Source organism: Falsiroseomonas stagni DSM 19981, assembly GCF_900114315.1.
GTDB lineage: Bacteria > Pseudomonadota > Alphaproteobacteria > Acetobacterales > Acetobacteraceae > Falsiroseomonas > Falsiroseomonas stagni.
On sequence record NZ_FOSQ01000001.1, the window covers coordinates 1,153,889 to 1,169,554 of the forward strand.

General features: G+C 72.1%; 16 protein-coding genes. 7 read left to right on the plus strand and 9 right to left on the minus strand.

Going from position 1 to position 15,666, the window contains the following annotated elements:
• The first annotated feature begins 27 nt into the window (after window positions 1-27).
• The 3 genes from BM041_RS05355 to BM041_RS05365 are packed head-to-tail and all read left to right on the plus strand — an operon-like array spanning window position 28 to window position 2,827.
• Window positions 28-987 carry an MBL fold metallo-hydrolase gene (locus tag BM041_RS05355; protein WP_092956479.1) on the plus strand — a complete coding sequence of 320 codons (960 nt, stop codon included), beginning with the start codon at window positions 28-30 and terminating at the stop codon, window positions 985-987.
• Window positions 987-1,955, plus strand: coding sequence for a Bug family tripartite tricarboxylate transporter substrate binding protein (locus tag BM041_RS05360; protein WP_092956482.1), 969 nt, complete (start codon window positions 987-989; stop codon window positions 1,953-1,955). The genes BM041_RS05355 and BM041_RS05360 overlap by 1 nt, the downstream gene beginning before the upstream one ends.
• Window positions 1,952-2,827 (plus strand): amidohydrolase family protein, encoded by an 876-nt coding sequence (locus BM041_RS05365; protein ID WP_245761932.1) that lies wholly within the window; start codon window positions 1,952-1,954, stop codon window positions 2,825-2,827. The genes BM041_RS05360 and BM041_RS05365 overlap by 4 nt, the downstream gene beginning before the upstream one ends.
• 70 nt (window positions 2,828-2,897) lie before the next feature.
• On the opposite strand, the gene BM041_RS05370 is transcribed toward BM041_RS05365, so the two are convergent.
• Together BM041_RS05370 and BM041_RS05375 are read right to left on the minus strand one after the other, a co-directional pair.
• Window positions 2,898-3,419 carry a TspO/MBR family protein gene (locus tag BM041_RS05370; protein ID WP_092956485.1) on the minus strand — a complete coding sequence of 174 codons (522 nt, stop codon included), beginning with the start codon at window positions 3,417-3,419 and terminating at the stop codon, window positions 2,898-2,900.
• 48 nt (window positions 3,420-3,467) lie between these two features.
• Window positions 3,468-4,433, minus strand: coding sequence for a Bug family tripartite tricarboxylate transporter substrate binding protein (locus tag BM041_RS05375; protein ID WP_175533751.1), 966 nt, complete (start codon window positions 4,431-4,433; stop codon window positions 3,468-3,470).
• Window positions 4,434-4,518: 85 nt separating this feature from the next.
• Here BM041_RS05375 and BM041_RS05380 point away from each other — a divergent pair, with 85 nt between their 5' ends.
• Both BM041_RS05380 and BM041_RS05385 read left to right on the plus strand, forming a co-directional pair.
• Window positions 4,519-5,205 carry a glutathione S-transferase family protein gene (locus BM041_RS05380; protein ID WP_175533752.1) on the plus strand — a complete coding sequence of 229 codons (687 nt, stop codon included), beginning with the start codon at window positions 4,519-4,521 and terminating at the stop codon, window positions 5,203-5,205.
• Window positions 5,205-5,915, plus strand: coding sequence for an RraA family protein (locus BM041_RS05385; RefSeq protein ID WP_092956491.1), 711 nt, complete (start codon window positions 5,205-5,207; stop codon window positions 5,913-5,915). The genes BM041_RS05380 and BM041_RS05385 overlap by 1 nt, the downstream gene beginning before the upstream one ends.
• A gap of 1 nt (window position 5,916) precedes the next feature.
• Here the strand turns inward: BM041_RS05385 and BM041_RS05390 are convergent, their stop codons facing one another.
• The 3 genes from BM041_RS05390 to BM041_RS05400 form a co-directional block, all read right to left on the minus strand.
• Window positions 5,917-8,283 carry a methyl-accepting chemotaxis protein gene (locus BM041_RS05390; protein ID WP_092956494.1) on the minus strand — a complete coding sequence of 789 codons (2,367 nt, stop codon included), beginning with the start codon at window positions 8,281-8,283 and terminating at the stop codon, window positions 5,917-5,919.
• Window positions 8,284-8,415: 132 nt separating this feature from the next.
• Window positions 8,416-9,261, minus strand: a complete 846-nt coding sequence (locus tag BM041_RS05395) for a S1C family serine protease (RefSeq protein ID WP_217648616.1) — start codon at window positions 9,259-9,261, stop codon at window positions 8,416-8,418.
• Window positions 9,262-9,321: 60 nt separating this feature from the next.
• Window positions 9,322-9,855, minus strand: coding sequence for a DUF3237 domain-containing protein (locus tag BM041_RS05400; RefSeq protein WP_092956497.1), 534 nt, complete (start codon window positions 9,853-9,855; stop codon window positions 9,322-9,324).
• A 140-nt stretch (window positions 9,856-9,995) separates the two neighbouring features.
• Here BM041_RS05400 and BM041_RS05405 point away from each other — a divergent pair, with 140 nt between their 5' ends.
• Window positions 9,996-11,636: a tannase/feruloyl esterase family alpha/beta hydrolase gene (locus tag BM041_RS05405; RefSeq protein WP_092956500.1), complete on the plus strand. Its 1,641-nt coding sequence runs from the start codon at window positions 9,996-9,998 to the stop codon at window positions 11,634-11,636.
• A gap of 156 nt (window positions 11,637-11,792) precedes the next feature.
• On the opposite strand, the gene radC is transcribed toward BM041_RS05405, so the two are convergent.
• From radC to BM041_RS05425, 4 genes are all read right to left on the minus strand, one after another.
• The gene (gene radC, locus BM041_RS05410; RefSeq protein ID WP_092956503.1) at window positions 11,793-12,551 is read right to left on the minus strand and encodes a RadC family protein; all 759 of its coding nucleotides are present in this window, start codon (window positions 12,549-12,551) and stop codon (window positions 11,793-11,795) included.
• 64 nt (window positions 12,552-12,615) lie between these two features.
• Window positions 12,616-13,014 carry a DUF2306 domain-containing protein gene (locus tag BM041_RS05415; RefSeq protein ID WP_092956506.1) on the minus strand — a complete coding sequence of 133 codons (399 nt, stop codon included), beginning with the start codon at window positions 13,012-13,014 and terminating at the stop codon, window positions 12,616-12,618.
• A 140-nt stretch (window positions 13,015-13,154) separates the two neighbouring features.
• Window positions 13,155-13,961 carry a type I methionyl aminopeptidase gene (gene map, locus BM041_RS05420; protein WP_092956509.1) on the minus strand — a complete coding sequence of 269 codons (807 nt, stop codon included), beginning with the start codon at window positions 13,959-13,961 and terminating at the stop codon, window positions 13,155-13,157.
• Window positions 13,962-14,065: 104 nt separating this feature from the next.
• The gene (locus BM041_RS05425; RefSeq protein ID WP_092956511.1) at window positions 14,066-14,953 is read right to left on the minus strand and encodes a methyltransferase domain-containing protein; all 888 of its coding nucleotides are present in this window, start codon (window positions 14,951-14,953) and stop codon (window positions 14,066-14,068) included.
• A 76-nt stretch (window positions 14,954-15,029) separates the two neighbouring features.
• On the opposite strand from BM041_RS05425, the gene BM041_RS05430 reads away from it, so the two are divergent.
• Window positions 15,030-15,644: a cysteine dioxygenase family protein gene (locus BM041_RS05430; RefSeq protein ID WP_092956514.1), complete on the plus strand. Its 615-nt coding sequence runs from the start codon at window positions 15,030-15,032 to the stop codon at window positions 15,642-15,644.
• Window positions 15,645-15,666 lie beyond the last annotated feature (22 nt).

Consider the following 15,666-nt stretch of genomic DNA (forward strand, 5'->3'; position numbering starts at 1 on the left):
CACCAGAACGAACAGGGAGAAGCGACAATGACGATCCTCACCAGAAGGGGTGGCGCGCTGCTCGGCGCCGCCGCCCTCGCCACCGCCGCGCTGCCCCGCGGCGCGGCGGCGCAACCCGCGCCGCTCGTCAATCCCGGCTTCCACCGCTTCAAGATCGGCGGCTTCACCGTCACGACCCTCTTCGATGGCACGGCCCGCCTGACGCTCGAAGGCTTCGTGGGCAATGCCCCGGTCGCCGAGGTCCAGGCCGTGCTGGCGAAAAGCTTCCTGCCGACCGACCACTACCTGACCCCCTACACCGTGACGGTGGTGGAGACGGGCACCGCCGTGGTGATGTTCGATGCCGGCACCGGCGGCCAGCTTTCCCCCCAGGCCGGGCGCATGGCGGCGAACATGGCGGCGGCGGGGCTCGATCCCGCGCGCATCACCCATGTGGTCTTCACCCATTTCCACGGCGACCACATCACGGGCCTGACGACCGCGCAGAACCAGGCGGTCTTCCCGAATGCGGAGATCGTGGTCCCCGCCGCGGAATGGCGCTTCTGGACCGATGCCTCCAACGAAGGCCCGGCGCCTGCGCGCCAGAAACCCAATTTCGCCAATACTGCCCGCCGCTTCGGCCCCTATCAGGGGAAGATCAGGCAGGTGCAGGAAGGCCAGGAAGCCGTGCCCGGCATCCGCGCCGTCTCCGCCTTCGGCCATTCCCCCGGCCATACCTGCTGGCATGTCAGCGACGGCCCCGCGCAGCTCATGGTGCTGGGCGACATCACCCATCGCCCGGAACTCTTCGCACGCCGCCCCGAACTGCAGGTGATGTTCGACTTCGATCCCACCACGGCGGTCGAGACGCGCAAGCGCATGCTGGACCGCGTGGCGACGGACCGAATCCACGTCACCGGCTACCATTTCCCCTTCCCCGCGCATGGCTTCATCGCGAAGGAAGGGCAGGGCTACCGCTACGTCCCCGCCGACTGGGCCGCCTCGTGATGCGCCGCCGTCTCCTCCTCGGCACCGCGCTCGCGCTGCCCGTCATCGGCACTTCCCGGGCGCAGGCGGCCTGGCGGCCCGACCGCCCGATCCGCATGCTGGTGCCCTTCGCCGCCGGCGGGGTCGCGGACCTCACCGCCCGCGCGGTCGCCAGCCGCATCGCGGAACGGCTCGGCCAGCCCGTCGTCATCGACAACCGCCCGGGCGCCGGCGGCATCGTCGCCGGCCAGGCGCTGATGGGCCAGCCCGCCGATGGCCACACGCTGCTGGTCGCCAGCAACGGCACCGCCATCAGCCGCGCCTTGTTCCGCACGCTGCCCTTCGACCCCCTGCGCGACTTTGCCCCGGTGGTGACGATGGGCGCCTTCCCCATCGCGGTGGTGAACGCGCCCAATTCGCCGGATGCCACCATCGCCGCGCTGCTGGCCCGTCTCCGCGCCAATCCCGGCCGTCTCAACATCGGCACCATCAGCGCGGGCAGCACGCAGAACCTCTCGGCGGAGCTGTTCAAGATCCGCAGCAACACGCGGTTCGAGACCATCGCCTTCCCTGCCACGCCCCAGCTGATGACGGCGCTGCTGCGCGGCGACGTGGACGCGGCCTTCGAGATCACCGGCCCCATTGCCGGCCAGGTTTCTTCAGGTGCCATCCGCGTCCTGGCGACGACGGCCGCGACGCGCGCGCCCACGCTGCCCGACGTGCCCACCCTTATGGAAGCCGGCGTGCCCGACTATGATGTGGCAAGCTGGAACGCCATCGTCGCCCGCACCGGCACGCCGGCCGAGGCCATCGCCGCCATCAACGCGGCGGTGAATGAGGCGCTGTCCAGCGGCGACCTCCGCCAGGCCCTGACGCAGGTCGGCGTGGACCCTCGCGGTGGCACCGTCCAGGCCATGGGCCAGCTGCTGGCGGCCGATACCGCCCGCTGGGCCGAAGTGATCGAGAAGGCAGGAATCGAACGCCAGTGAGACAGATCCCCACCTGCAAGGGCCCGGACCCGGATACCCGCACGCCGCGCCTGGTCCTGCCGCCCGGCGCCGTGGATGCGCATTGCCACGTCTTCGGCCCCGGCGATGTCTTCCCCTATTCGGCGGACCGCGCCTACACGCCGCCCGATGCGCCCTATGAGGGTCTGGTCGCGCTGCACCGGAAGCTCGGCGTCTCCCGCGCCGTCATCGTCCATGCCTCCTGCCACGGCAGCGACATGACGGTGACGCTTGACGGGATCGCGCGCTCCAACGGCGCCATGAAGGGCGTCGCGGTGGTCGATCCCGGCGTCACCGATGCCGAACTGGCGCGCCTCGATGCCGGCGGCATCCGCGGCGTGCGCTTCAACTTCGTGAAGCACCTCGGCGGCATGCCGGACATGGATTTCTTCCAGCGCGTGCTGGCGCAGGTCGAGGCCCTGGGCTGGCATGTCGTGCTGCATCTGGATGCGCAGGACATCGTGCCGCTGGCGCCGGTGATCTCCTCGATCCGCATCCCCTTCGTCATCGACCATATGGGCCGGGTGAAGGCGAAGGAAGGCACCGGCCAGCCCGCCTTCCTCCAATTGCTGGAACTCATGAAGAACCCGCTGGCCTGGGTGAAGATCTGCGGGTCGGAGCGTGTGTCATCCGCCGGCGCCCCCTTCACCGATGCCGTGCCCTTCGCGCAGGCGCTGCTCGCCGCCGCGCCGGATCGCTGCCTCTGGGGCACGGACTGGCCGCATCCGAACATCGCCGGCGACATGCCGAATGATGGCGACCTGGTGGATCTGCTGGGCGCGATGACGGACGACGCGGCGCTCATCAAGCAGGTGACGGTCGACAACCCCGAACGCCTCTACTGGGCCCGCTGATTCGAAAAGCCCTCTCCCCCCCCTTGCTTCCCCCTTGGGGGGGGAGAGGGTTGGGTGAGGGGAGGGGCCTCTACCCCCGCTGGTAGCGCCGCGGCGGCGCCTTCATCTCCGCCATCGTGATCACGGGGTGCGGCCCCGGATTCCGCCGCCACATCGAGAAATTCAGCACGCAGGCGAAGGTCACCCAGGCGAGGTAGGGCACCATCAGCCAGGCCGCCGCCGGGCTGGCGGGCGCGAAGGTCACGACGCAGCCGAGGATGGAGGCCCACAGCGCCATCGCCTCCGCCAGGGCCAGCCCCAGCCGCCGCACGCCGAAGAACAGCACGGACCACAGCGCATTCAGCCCCAGCTGCACTGCCCAGACGCCGAGTGCCAGGCCGAAGCCCTCCACGCGCCAGACCAGCCAGGCCGCGACCGCGATCATGATGTAGAGCAGCGACCACGCCACGGGGAACGCCCAGTCCGGCGGCAGCCAGGAAGGCCGGTCCAGCCGGTCATACCACGCCCCGGGCTTGAAGATCGCGCCGGTGCAGGCGGCCGCGAAGCACACCGCGAAGAAGCCCAGAAGGCCGAGGATCGATTGCCAGTCCATGCCGGGGACATGGGCGCAAGAAGCACCCATGTCCACAACAAAGGGCGGTCAGGTCACCTTCAGGCCAGCGGCCTCGATCACCCGTGACCATTTCGCGTTCTCGGCCCGGACGAAATCGCCGAAGGGGCCGGGTTCCAGGAAGAAGGCGCGGCAGCCATTGTCGTTCAATTGCTGGACGACCTGCGGCGTCTCCGTCGCCCGCTTCAGCGCCGCCGACAGGCGCGCCGCCACCGGCGCCGGCATGCCTGCCGGCCCGACGATCCCCCACCACGGCGCCGCGGTGAAGCCGGGCAGCGCGGCCTCCCCGATCGTCGGCACATCGGGCGCCTGCGCCGCGCGCACCCCCGTCGTCACCGCCAGCGCCTGGATGCGCCCCGCGCGCACATTCTCCTGCACCGTGGAGAAGGCGTCGAAATAGTAGTCGAGCCGCCCGGCCACGAGGTCCGTCGTCGCCTGCGCCGACCCGCGATAGGGCACATGCGTGGCCCGGATGCCGGCCGCGGTGTTGAAGGCTTCCGCCGTCAGATGGCTGGTGGACCCCTGGCCGGAGGAGGCGAAGTTCAGCGCGCCCGGATTGGCGCGGGCATGGTCGATGAAGCCCCGCAGCGTGGTCGGCAGCCCCGTGCGCGTGACCAGCGCGAAGGGTCCGTCACCGATCGGGCCGATGAAGCTGAAGTCCCGGTCCGGGTTCCAGGGCGTGTCACGCTCGATCAGCGGGCGGTAGAAGGACCCCGCGCCGGCGATCAGGATGGAATAGCCATCGGCGGGGGATTTCGTGACGTTCTCCGTGCCGATCGCGCCGCCCGCCCCCGCGCGGTGATCATAGACCAGCGGCTGGCCCAGCTGCGCCGTCATCGCATCGCCCACGATGCGGGCGATATTGGCGGTGGCGCCGCCGGGCGGCCAGGGAATGACGAAGCGGATCGGCCGCGTCGGCCAATTGTCCTGCGCGATCGCGGCAGGGGCGGCCAGCAGGGTCGCGGAACCGATAAGCAGGCCACGTCGCGTCGTCATCGCGTCATTCTCCGTCGGTGTCGGGCCATGTTGCGCGATGCAGCATGAAGGCCGCAACATGTCCGGACCAATCCGGAAGAAACGCATGCCGCCCACCCTCCATCTTGGAAGTGCCTGGTCGTCATCCTGGTCCATCGTGGGATGGATGGCCTGCCGGCTCGGCGGCCTCCCGGTCACGGAGAACCGGATCTTCCTCTCCCGCCCCGATTCGCCGCCCAAGCTGAAGGCCGTCTCCCCCTCCGGCCGCGTGCCCGCGCTGCATGTCGACGGGATGGTCCTGTGGGACAGCCTGGCCATCGCGGAATGGCTGTGGGAGCGTGATCCCAGCTGCGCCATCTGGCCGAAGGACCCCGCCCGCCGCGCCTATGCCCGCTGCGTGGCCGCCGAGGTCCACAGCCATTTCGACGATGTCCGCAACGGCCTGCCGATGAACCTCATCAAGCGCTGGCCCATCCGCGATGGCCTGCCCAGCAACGTGAAGCTCATGGCCCGCCCCGGCGTGCGCGCCGGCACCGAAAGGATGGAGGCGATGTGGCGCGACGCCCGCGCCCGCCATGGCGGCCCCTACATCGCCGGCGAGGAATTCTGCTTCGCCGATGCCGCCTTCGCCCCGATGTGCAGCCGCTACGTCACCTACGGGATCGAACTCGCGCCCGACAGCATGGATTTCATCGCGACGCAGATGGAAAGCCCGCTGATGCGCGAATGGCGCGCCCGCGCCGAGCGCGAAGCGGATGAGGTCGGCCGCGACATCGTCATGGCGTCCCCCTGATGACGCCGATCGACCCCGCGCTGGTCGCGCAGCTTTCCGCCGTGGCGGTGCCGACGCTTTCCGCCATGCTCTATGCCCGGGGGCTGCGCACCCGGTTCCTGCACGGCATCGTCCCGGCCAACCCGGCCGCCGCGCGCGTCGTCGCCCCCGCCGTCACCATCCGCGCCATCCCGGTGCGGGAGGACATGCGCGACGCGGTGCTGAAGGGTGAGGCGCCCAACCTGCATCGCCGCTTCCTGTCGGAGGCCCCGGCGGGCGCGGTGGTCGTCTTCGCGACCGGCGGCGCGGCGCATACCTCCGTGCTCGGCGACATCATCGCCATGGCGCTGCACCGCCAGGGCGTCGCGGGGATGGTGGTGGACACCGGCGTGTCGGACCTGCCGACGGTCGCCGGCATGGATTTCCCTGTCTTCCATGGCGGCGGCTCCGCCCCCGTGCCCTCGGGCGCGGCCGTCATGGTGGTGGACCGGGACCTGCCGGTCTCCATCGGTCCCGTCGCCATCTTCCCCGACGACATCATGGTGGGCGATGCCTCCGGCGTGGTCTGCATCCCCCGCGCCCTGGCGCCGGAGATCGCGGCGGAAGCGGTGGAGAAGGAGAAGCTCGAGGCCTGGATCCTGGAGGAGATCGCGGCCGGCGCACCCCTCGAAGGCACCTACCCGCCGGACGCCGCCACCAAGGCCCGGTACCGCGCGGCGATGGGCGGGTAGATCAGGCCGCGACCACCGCCGGCGCCGCGACGATGGCCGCCAGCCGCCGCCGCGTCGCCTCGTCCAGCCCCTCGAGCCGGCCGCGCAGCCGGCCCTGCCCGGCGGACACGACCACCAGCGTCACGCCGGCCATGCCCAGTTCCGGGACGCTGACGCGGCAATGCTCGCCCTGCTGGGCGCGGGTCGCCGTCTCCAGCGCCATGCCGCCCTCGGACACGTCGACCACCCGCGCCGGCGCCGCCACCCCATCGGGTCCCGTCACCGCCGCCGCCGCCGCAAAGGGCCGGCGCGGGGCCATGCGGCGATCCACCTCCGGCGTGGAACTGCGGACCACGCCGACCAGCGTCTGCTTCAGCGCCGCCACGGCATCCCCGGCCAGCCCGGTTTCCGTCCGCACCCCCGCCAGCAAGGTGGTGGTGGTCGCCGCCTCCCGCGACACTTCCGCGATCCGTTCCGCCACGGTCCGCGCGGCCTGGGTGGTCTGGCCGACGATGCCCGCGATCTCCCGCGTCGTGACGGCCTGCTCCTCCACCGCCGCGGCGATGGCGGAGGCCGCGACATCGACCTCCCCGACCGCGCCGGCGATGGCGCGCACCGCGCCCGTGGCGGCTTCCGTCGCCGTCTTCACTTCCGCGATCTGGCGGTTGATGTCGTCGGTGGCGCGCGCGGTCTGCGCGGCCAGCTGCTTCACCTCCCCGGCCACCACGGCGAAGCCCTTGCCGGCTTCCCCCGCCCGCGCGGCCTCGATCGTCGCGTTCAGCGCCAGCAGGTTGGTCCGCGCCGCCACATCGGCGATCAGCGCCGCCGCGCCGCCGATCCGGGCCACCGTCTCCGACAGCGCCTGGATCGCCTGCGCGCCCCGCTCCCCCAGCTCCGTCGCGCCCCGCGCCGCGCCCGCGGTCCGCGACACCTGGGCGGAAATCTCCCCGATCGAGGCCGTCAGCTGTTCCGTCGCCGCCGCCACGGATCGGGACGCGGTCAGGGATTGTTCCGCCGTGGCGGCGACCGAGGCACCGTCGCGCGCGATGGCCTCCGCCGATCCGCCGACCGAATCGGCCCCGATCCGCAGCCGTTCCATCCGCGCCGTCACCTGGTCGATCGCCGCGTGCACTTCCTGGTCCACGCGGTCCGCCATGGCGCGCAGCGCCGCCGCGCGGTCGGCCTCCGCGGCCAGGCGCTGGCGCGTCGCCTCCGCATCGGCGTCGCGCGCCCGCAGCGTCACCATGCGTAGCGCTTCCGCCGCCGCCAGCACGTCATCGACCTCATCCCCGCCCGGCGTCACGCGGCGCCGGGCGATGGGCTGTTCCACCTGCCCCTCCGCCACCCGCGCCAGGGCGGTGACGGCGCGGCGCAGCGGGCCGGTGACCGCGCGCCCCAGCCAGGCCAGCACGCCCAGCACCAGCGCGATGCCGCCGAGGGCCAGCGCGACATCCATCAGCAGGATGAAGCGCTGCTCCTCCCGCCGCTGCTCCACCAGGGCTTCCAGCGCGCGGCCCGCTTCCCGCTGCGCGGCCACCACCGCCTCGATCGCGCGGGTGGAGCCGGCGAACCAGGCCGGCGCCGCGACGGGGTAGGGCGCGCCCTGGTCGGCCGCCGCCAGCACCGAACGGCGCAGCGGCAGCAGCGTCTCCTCCCACGTCCCTATCGCCTGGCGCAGCTGCTGCGCGACCGGCGCGGGCAGGCCCTGCGCCAGGGTGGCGGTGCGCGCCAGCGATTCCTCCGCCCGCCCGGCGAAGCTGCCCAGGGCGCGCTGTTCCGCCGCATTCGGCGCGCGGCCCTGGGCGATCAGCCCGTTCATCATGCCGCGTTCGCGCCCCGCCTGTTCCGCGGCCTCCGCCAGCATGGCCCGCAGGGTGGCGAGTTGCGCGCCGAGGTCGCTGCTGGTCAGCGACCGCGCCTCCAGCAGCCCGCGAAGCGCCGCCAGCGCATCGATCTGCGCCGTCGTCGCGGCGAACCAGGCGGGGGGCGGCGGCAGGGTCGCGGTGCCGCGCGGCGCGTCGATCGCCGCGCGCATCGCCGCCACGCGGGCCCGTGCCTCCGTGAGCTTCCCGCGCGCTTCCTCCAGCCCGGGCAGCGCCTCCAGCGCCTGGCCCAGCGCCTGTTCCGCCTGGCTGCGCGCCGTGCGTGCGGCCTCCATCGCCGCCGGGGTCGCGGCGGCGGGGTTGGCCAGGATGCCGTTGGTGGTGCCGCGTTCGACGGCCAGCGCCACGCCGGCCTCCACCATCAGCGCCACCCGCGCATTCACCGCCCGCTGCTGTTCCGCGACCTCCGCCTGTCGGGAAGCGGAAAGCCCGGCCTGGGCGAGCAGCAGCACGACTCCGGCGCCGAGCAGCAGGACCGGCAGCAGGATCTTGAGGCGGAGGGACAAGGCGGTGGTTCCTGGATCATCGCGGCCCTCTGGCGGGGGCGCAGCGGCCCAGGATGCGGCGACGATGCTAACGACATGTCACCGTTCCGGTCCGTTCTGGTCCGATCCGGTCCCGGGCCGTGGATCGCGGCACTACCCCATGCAGCGCATGAACAGGGTGGAGGGATGCGCGATCTCCCCCACCTCCGCCGCGCTGCGCGCCGGCAGTTCGGCCAGCGTCGGGTTCACGCCATTGGCGCGCAGGAAGGCCAGCGCCTCCGTCCCCTTCACCGCGAAATTCACGTTCTGCGGGATGTCCCCCGTGCGCTGCGCGATCCGCTGCGCATTGAGCTTGGAGACGATGACCCCCACCACCTGCCCGGACATGTCGAGCAGCGGCCCCCCCGAATTGCCCGGCTGCACCGGTGCGCTGATCTGGTACTGGCGCTGGTTGTCGGCGAGCCCGGCCAGCGCCGAGATCTCCCCGGTCGTCAGCGTGGGGCCGGAGGACAGAAGCCCTGCCAGCGGGAAGCCATAGGTCACGACGCCCTCGCCCCGGCGGACATTCACGTCCCGCCGGAAGGGCAGGGGCGGGCCGGCCTCCGCCGGCACCTCGACCAGGGCGAGGTCGCGGTCCCGGTCGCTGGCGATGACGCGGGCGGGCAGGTCCGCGCCGCCGGAAACCCGCACCCGCACGCCGCGGCAATCGTCGATGACATGGTGGTTCGTCAGTGCCCGCCCCGGCGCCACGACGAAGCCGGTGCCCGACGACACCATCCGCCCCGTGGCCGCCCCGGGCTGCGGCCCGCCCGGCTTGCCCGGCACGCCGGCCTGCGGGCCGGGCGGAAGGGCAGGGGGCTTGGTGGCCGGCAGCGGCGGGAAGCCCGCCTGCGGCGCGCCGCCAGGCGCGCCCGGAACCGGCTTGCCCTGTCCCATCGCATCCCCCCCGGCGATGAGGCCAAGGAGAAGGGCGGGCAGCAGGGCGGGGCGGAGGTGCATGTCCCGAGGATGACGGCGCGCGGACCCCGGGGTCAACCATGTCGAAACGGTGCGAAACGGTCAGGCCAGGCTGTACACCCGGACCAGCACCGCCAGGCGAGGCCGCAGGCCGTGCAGCGTGCCGACGAAGGCAAGCCGGTTGAGCCAGGCATGCGGCCCGTCGGGCGCCGTCACCTCGATGGTGGAGAAGCGGTACTCCTCCGCCCCCGGCACCGGCGCCACGACCACCTTGTTCAGCACGGTGATGATGGCGCCGTCCTCCGCCTGCATCTCGTACAGCGCCTCCAGCCGCCGCACGCCGTCGCGGCGCACCAGCTGCCGGTCCGCGCCGCCGGGCAGCACGCGGCCCCTGATGCGCGGGCCGGCGAAGACGCCGCCGGTGATCGGCACCATGCGCCGCTCACCAAGCGGCCCTTCGCCCATCGCCAGCGTCGGCGCCAGTTCCACCAGCGCCTCCCAGACGAATTCGCTGCGCGGCAGCACCAGCGGCACGCTGGGCTCCAGCGGCGGCGTGCCTTGCGCCAGCGCGTTTCCCGATGCCACCATGCCGATTGCGCCCCCGAGCGCCCCGCGGCGCGTGATGATCCGGTCCATCGTCAGCCTCCCTTGGTCCCGGCATCCCCTGGTCCCGTCATCGCAGGAAATCCTGGTGCCGGGCTCCTTGATTGTTATACAACATAACTATCAAGCGACCGGCGCGCCAAGCGCCGCGTGAAGGGAAGGGGTCCGCCACCATGATGTCCCGCCATGTCCGGCTGCTGGGATCGGCGCTTGCGCTGACCGGCAGCTTCGGCACCGCCGCCCTGGCCCAGGGGCGCGCCTGCGCCGACCTCTCCGCCCTCGCCCGCCCCGACCTGCGCATCACGCGCGCGGAGCCCGTGGCCGCCGGCACGCTGCCCGCCGAGAATCGCGGCCGCGCCGCGCTGGCCGGGCCGGATCGCGCGCCCATGCCGGCGCATTGCGTGGTCGATGGCATGATCGCGCCCCGCACCGGCGTCGGCGGCGTCAGCTTCGGCACCGGCTTCCAGCTCCGCATGCCGGAAGACTGGAACGGCAAGCTGCTGTTCCAGGGCGGCGGCGGGATGGATGGGGTGGTGGTGGAGGCGACCGGCGTCGTCCCCATCGCCGGCGCCACCGCCGCCCCCGCGCTGATGCGCGGCTATGCCGTGGTCTCCACCGATGCCGGCCACCAGGGGCGGGACACGCGCGACGCGACCTTCGGCCTCGACCAGCAGGCGCGCTACGACTACGCGCAAGGCGCCGTGCCGGTCGTGGCGCGGGAGGCGACGTCCCTGATCGCCCAGCGCTACGGCCGCGCGCCCGAACGCCGCTACTTCATGGGCTGCTCCAATGGCGGCCGCCAGGGCATGCTGGCGGCGCAGCGGGACGCGCTGCTGTTCGACGGCATCGTCGCCGGCAATCCCGGTTTCCGCCTGAGCCGCGCCGCGGTGGCGCAGGCCTGGGACGTGCAGGCGCTGCTGCGCGCGTCACCCCGCGATGCCGATGGCCAGCCCGTGCTGGCTGCCTCGCTCACCCCCGCCGACATGACCCTGGTCGCCAATGCCGTGCTGGAAGCCTGCGACGGCGCGGACGGGCTGCGCGACGGCCTCATCCAGGCCCCCGCCGCCTGCCGCTTCGACCCCGCGAGCCTGCGCTGCCCGACCGCCGAGAAGACCGCCACCTGCCTCGCCCCCGCGCAGGTGGAGGCGCTGCAGACCGTCTTCGCTGGCGCCCGCAACAGCCGGGGCGAGGCCATCTACGCCGGCTGGCCCTGGGATTCGGGCATCGCCTCCCCGGGCTGGCGCGCCTGGAAGCTCGGCACCGCGCAGACCGGCCGGCCGAACGCGCTGAACGCGACGCTCGCCGCCTCCTCGCTCGGCTATTTCTTCCTGACGCCGCCGCGTCCGGATCTGGACCTGCTGGAATTCGACTTCGACCGCGACACGCCGCAGACCGCCCAGACAGCGGCGATCAACGACGCCACCGGCACGATGATGTCGAGCTTCGCGCAGCGCGGGTCGCGCCTGCTGGTCTTCCACGGCAACAGCGACCCGGTCTTCAGCGCCAGCGACATCACCGCCTATTGGCAGGACCTCGCACGCGACAATGGCGGGGCGGAAGCACTCGGCCGCTTCGCGCGCCTCTTCATGGTGCCCGGCATGGCGCATTGCGGCGGTGGCCCGGCGATGGAGGATTTCGACCCGCTCGCGGCGCTCGAGGCCTGGGTCGAGCGCAACGAACCGCCCGCCCGCATCGTCGCGCGCGGCGCGAGCTTCCCCGGCCGCACCCGGCCGCACTGCCCCTTCCCGCAGCAGGCGCACTACACCGGGGGGGACCCGGAGCGGGCGGAGAGCTTCGAGTGCCGGGCGCCGTGAACCCGGGGGGAGCGCCGCTCCCCCCGATACCCCCCACGCCAGGGTCCAAGGGGACCCTGGACCGCCGGGTTTTCCCTGATGACGGTCCAGGGGCGTCTCGCCCCTGGCTGATGGGGTGCGGGGAAGGCAGCGCCTTCCCCGCGAGGCCGCCCGCGCCTATAGCAGGCCCTCGCGCCTGAAGGACAAATGCCGGCCATTGCCCATGATCAGGTGGTCATGGACAACGATGCCCAGCACCTTCGCCGCCGCCTTCACCTCCTGCGTCATCTCCAGGTCGGCGCGCGACGGCGTCGGATCGCCGGAGGGGTGGTTGTGCACCAGGATCAGCGCCGTCGCCTGCAATTCCAGGCAGCGCTTCACCACCTCCCGCGGATAGACCGGCGTGTGGTTCACCGTGCCACGCGCCTGCGCCTCATCCGCGATCAGCCGGTTCTTGCTGTCCAGGAACAGCACGCGGAACTGCTCGATGGATTCGCGGGCCAGGGCGGCATTCAGGTAGCCGATCAGCCTGTCCCAGTTGTTCAGCACGGGCTGGTCGCGCACCTCGGCCCGCATCAGCCGCAGCGCCGCGCCATGCACGGTCTTGAGCGCCGCCGCGCCGGCCTCCCCCATCCCCTCCACCGCCTGCAACTCCCGCGGCTCCGCGGCGATGGCATTGGCGAAACTGCCGAAGCGCGCCAGCAGCGCGCGGGCGATGGGCTTGGTGTCCCGCCGCGGCAGCGCCTGGAACAGCAGCATCTCCAGCATCTCATGATCCAGCAGCGCATCCGGCCCCGCCGTCAGCAGCCGGGTCCGCATCCGCGCGCGATGGCCGAGATGGCCAGGCGGTTCTGCCTCCTCCGGCCGGGATACGGCCTCCGGGAACAGCCCCTCCAGGCCGGCGGTCGCTTCCGAGAATTGCGGCTTCCGGGCCATCCCGTCCCCATGGTGATCGACCCCGAGGGTGCAACGAACACCGGGTGATCTTCAACCCTGGCGTTCACCAGCCGAAGACGACGGCCCCCATGATCCGCCCCGGCAGCAGGGTGGCACCGCCCGCGATGATCAGCCCGCCGAAGAAGATCGAGACCATCAGCCGCCCATGGGCCGCCACATTCCCCCGCCGCACCCGCAGCACCGCCAGCGGCAGCATGACCAGCACCGCGATCGAGATCAGGTGGATGTAGGAATAGTGGTGCCCCCGCGCGGCGCTGGTGATCCAGAAGGAGGACAGAGCGACGGTCACCATCAGCACCACCCAGACCCGGCCCAGATGCCGATGCGGCAGCGTGCCCCGGGGCGCGACCAGCTGAACGATGCCGAGCCCGAGCGCCGCCATCGCGGAGAAGGCATGGACCTGGACCATGGCGGGGGCGGCGAGGAGCGGGGCAAGGGTCACGACGGCGATGCCTTTATGTGTATGTGATTCACATTTACATAAGGCGATGTGCCGAGGCGGTCAACATGAAAAACCCCCGCCCCGGGGTGGGGCGAGGGTCGATCAGGCGCATCGGGCGCCCCGCGAGGGGCGGGGCGGTCTCACGCCCCGTAGGGCGGCCGGTGCATCCCCATGGGGGAGATGGTGAAGATCTCCACCCCGTCTTCCGTCACGCCCACCATGTGTTCGAACTGGGCGGAGAGGCTGCGGTCCCGCGTCACCGCGGTCCAGCCATCGTCCAGGATCTTCACCTCCGGCCGCCCGGCATTCACCATCGGCTCCACGGTGAAGAACATGCCGGGCTTCAGGGTCGGCCCTTCGCCGGGCCGGCCGAAATGCAGCACGTTCGGCGGTTCGTGGAAGCGCCGGCCGATGCCGTGGCCGCAGAAGTCCCGCACCACGCTGAACCGGTGCTTTTCCACGAAGGTCTGGATCGCGTGCCCCACATCGCCGAGCGTGGCGCCGGGCCGGATCGCCGCGATGCCGCGCATCATGCTCTCATAGGTCACGTCCATCAGCAGCTTGGCCTTGGTCGAGGCCTGGCCCGCCACATACATGCGGCTGCTGTCGCCGTGCCAGCCATCCAGGATGACGGTGACATCGATGTTGATGATGTCCCCGTCCAGCAGCACGCGCTCCCCGGGGATGCCGTGGCAGACGACGTGGTTGATGCTGGTGCAGGATGATTTGGTGTAGCCGCGATAGCCCAGCGTCGCGGGGATCGCGTGGTTCGCCAGCGTGAAGTCGTGGATGATCCGGTCCAGCGCCTCCGTCGTGATCCCCGGCTTCACATGCGGGGTGATCATGTCGAGGGTCTCGGCCGCCAGGCGGCCGGCGCGGCGCATCCCCTCGAAGTCGGAGGGGGAGTGGATCGTGATGCGGCGGCTTTCGCCGCCCTGCTGCTCCATCGTGGTCTGACCGTCCGGGCTGGCGTGGGGATGACCCGATAAATGCGCCCCGGCCCCCGGCGTTGCAAGCGCGTGGCGGGCAGGGCTGCCCTACCCGCCAGGCTTCAGTGGCCGGCCTTCTCGCCCGTCTTGCGTTCCACCGTGCCCAGCGCATCGGCCAGGCGATGCGTGGCGCTGCCGGGGCGGGCGGGCTGCTGCTGGCTTTCATGCGGGGACCAGCCGGTCAGCACCATCAGCCGCAGCACCGGGTCGATCCCCGCCGGCCCCCGTTCCAGCCCCGCCGCGGCCATGGGCAGCAGGGCGCGCGGCGGTGTCCGCCGGTCCGCCGCCAGCACCGCATTGGCCTCTCCGGCCGCGCGCAGGTCGCCGAACAGGCCGAGCGCCGTGCGATAGGCCAGCGAGACGTTTTCCAGATCCGCCACCGGCAGGGCGAAGCCCGCGCGCTGCAGCAGCCCCGCGCCGTCCCGCAGTTCCGGGAAGGGCGAGACCCGGGGCGAGATGCCGCCGCGCAGCGTCGCCTCCGCCTGGCCCAGCGCATCCCGCAGGGGTTGCAGCGTGCCGAGCGCGGGCAGCGACGCCAGGAACAGCCCATCCGGCGCCAGCGCCCGCCTGATCTGCACCAGCGCGCCCGGCAGGTCGTTCACCCAGTGCAGCGACACCGACGCCACGATCAGGTCGAAGGCGCCGGGGGCGAAGGGCAGAAACTCCTCATCCCCCGCCACGGCCATGCCCTCGCCCCCTGCCCGCAGCATCGCGGCCGACAGATCCATCGACACCACGAAGGGTACGCCCCGCGCCCGCAGCCGCGGCGCCACCACGCCCCGCCCGCCGATCTCCAGCGCGCGGCTGAAGCGCCTGGTCGTGTCGTCCAGCCGGTCCAGCAGCCGGTCGGCGCAATCCTCCAGCACCGGCGCCACGCGCCCGACCCTCGCCGCCGCCCTGTCCCGCCGCCGCCGCACCAGGGCCCGGTCGAACACCATCATCGCATCCATGGGATCGGAGATGCCCCCGCTTCGCCCCGGCGACAAGCCGCGCTAGGCTTCCCCGACAAACCGGAGGATGGCCCCCATGAACGTCACCGATGCCTCGGCCGCCCGCGCCGCCGCCGTCGCTTCCACCATCGACCGCATCCGCGCGATCGAGGGCGAGATGGGCGTCACCCGCCCGGCGCTGGAGAAAATCCGGGCGGAGCTGCTGGCGCTGGCCGCGCAGGAACACCTCTTCCCCAGCCATGTCTTCCCGCCGCCGGAGGCCGGCGCCAAGGGCGCCAACCGCTACCTGCTGCAGGAAGACGCGGACAACCGCTTCGCGCTCTATCTCAACGCGCTGAACCCCGGCAACCGCACCAAGCCGCATGACCACACCACCTGGGCCGTCGTCGTCGCGGTGGAGGGGCAGGAGCTGAACAAGGTCTATGCCCGCACCGATGACGGATCGGACCCCGAGCGCTGCGCCATCCATGTGGCGGAGGAGATCATGGTGGAGCCCGGCCGGGGCATCTGCCTGATGCCGGAGGACATCCACTCCATCCACACCACCGGCGACGTGCCCACCCGCCACCTTCACATGTACGGCCTGGCGCTGGAGAAGCTGGAGGATCGCAAGGGCTATGACGAGGAGACGGGCGCCGTCACCCTCTACAACAAGGCCTTCATGAAGCCGACGGCCCAGCCCAAGGCCTGATCCGCAGCCCTCAAGCCCGAAA

Bases quoted from the DNA above. Each gene is read 5' to 3' on its own strand.
- BM041_RS05355 (WP_092956479.1), top strand. From the start codon at position 28: ATGACGATCCTCACCAGAAGGGGTGGCGCGCTGCTCGGCGCCGCCGCC.
- BM041_RS05360 (WP_092956482.1), top strand. From the start codon at position 987: ATGCGCCGCCGTCTCCTCCTCGGCACCGCGCTCGCGCTGCCCGTCATC.
- BM041_RS05370 (WP_092956485.1), bottom strand. From the start codon at position 3,419: ATGGACTGGCAATCGATCCTCGGCCTTCTGGGCTTCTTCGCGGTGTGC.
- BM041_RS05375 (WP_175533751.1), bottom strand. From the start codon at position 4,433: ATGACGACGCGACGTGGCCTGCTTATCGGTTCCGCGACCCTGCTGGCC.
- BM041_RS05380 (WP_175533752.1), top strand. From the start codon at position 4,519: ATGCCGCCCACCCTCCATCTTGGAAGTGCCTGGTCGTCATCCTGGTCC.
- BM041_RS05385 (WP_092956491.1), top strand. From the start codon at position 5,205: ATGACGCCGATCGACCCCGCGCTGGTCGCGCAGCTTTCCGCCGTGGCG.
- BM041_RS05395 (WP_217648616.1), bottom strand. From the start codon at position 9,261: ATGCACCTCCGCCCCGCCCTGCTGCCCGCCCTTCTCCTTGGCCTCATC.
- BM041_RS05400 (WP_092956497.1), bottom strand. From the start codon at position 9,855: ATGGACCGGATCATCACGCGCCGCGGGGCGCTCGGGGGCGCAATCGGC.
- BM041_RS05405 (WP_092956500.1), top strand. From the start codon at position 9,996: ATGATGTCCCGCCATGTCCGGCTGCTGGGATCGGCGCTTGCGCTGACC.
- radC (WP_092956503.1), bottom strand. From the start codon at position 12,551: ATGGCCCGGAAGCCGCAATTCTCGGAAGCGACCGCCGGCCTGGAGGGG.
- map (WP_092956509.1), bottom strand. From the start codon at position 13,961: ATGGAGCAGCAGGGCGGCGAAAGCCGCCGCATCACGATCCACTCCCCC.
- BM041_RS05425 (WP_092956511.1), bottom strand. From the start codon at position 14,953: ATGGATGCGATGATGGTGTTCGACCGGGCCCTGGTGCGGCGGCGGCGG.
- BM041_RS05430 (WP_092956514.1), top strand. From the start codon at position 15,030: ATGAACGTCACCGATGCCTCGGCCGCCCGCGCCGCCGCCGTCGCTTCC.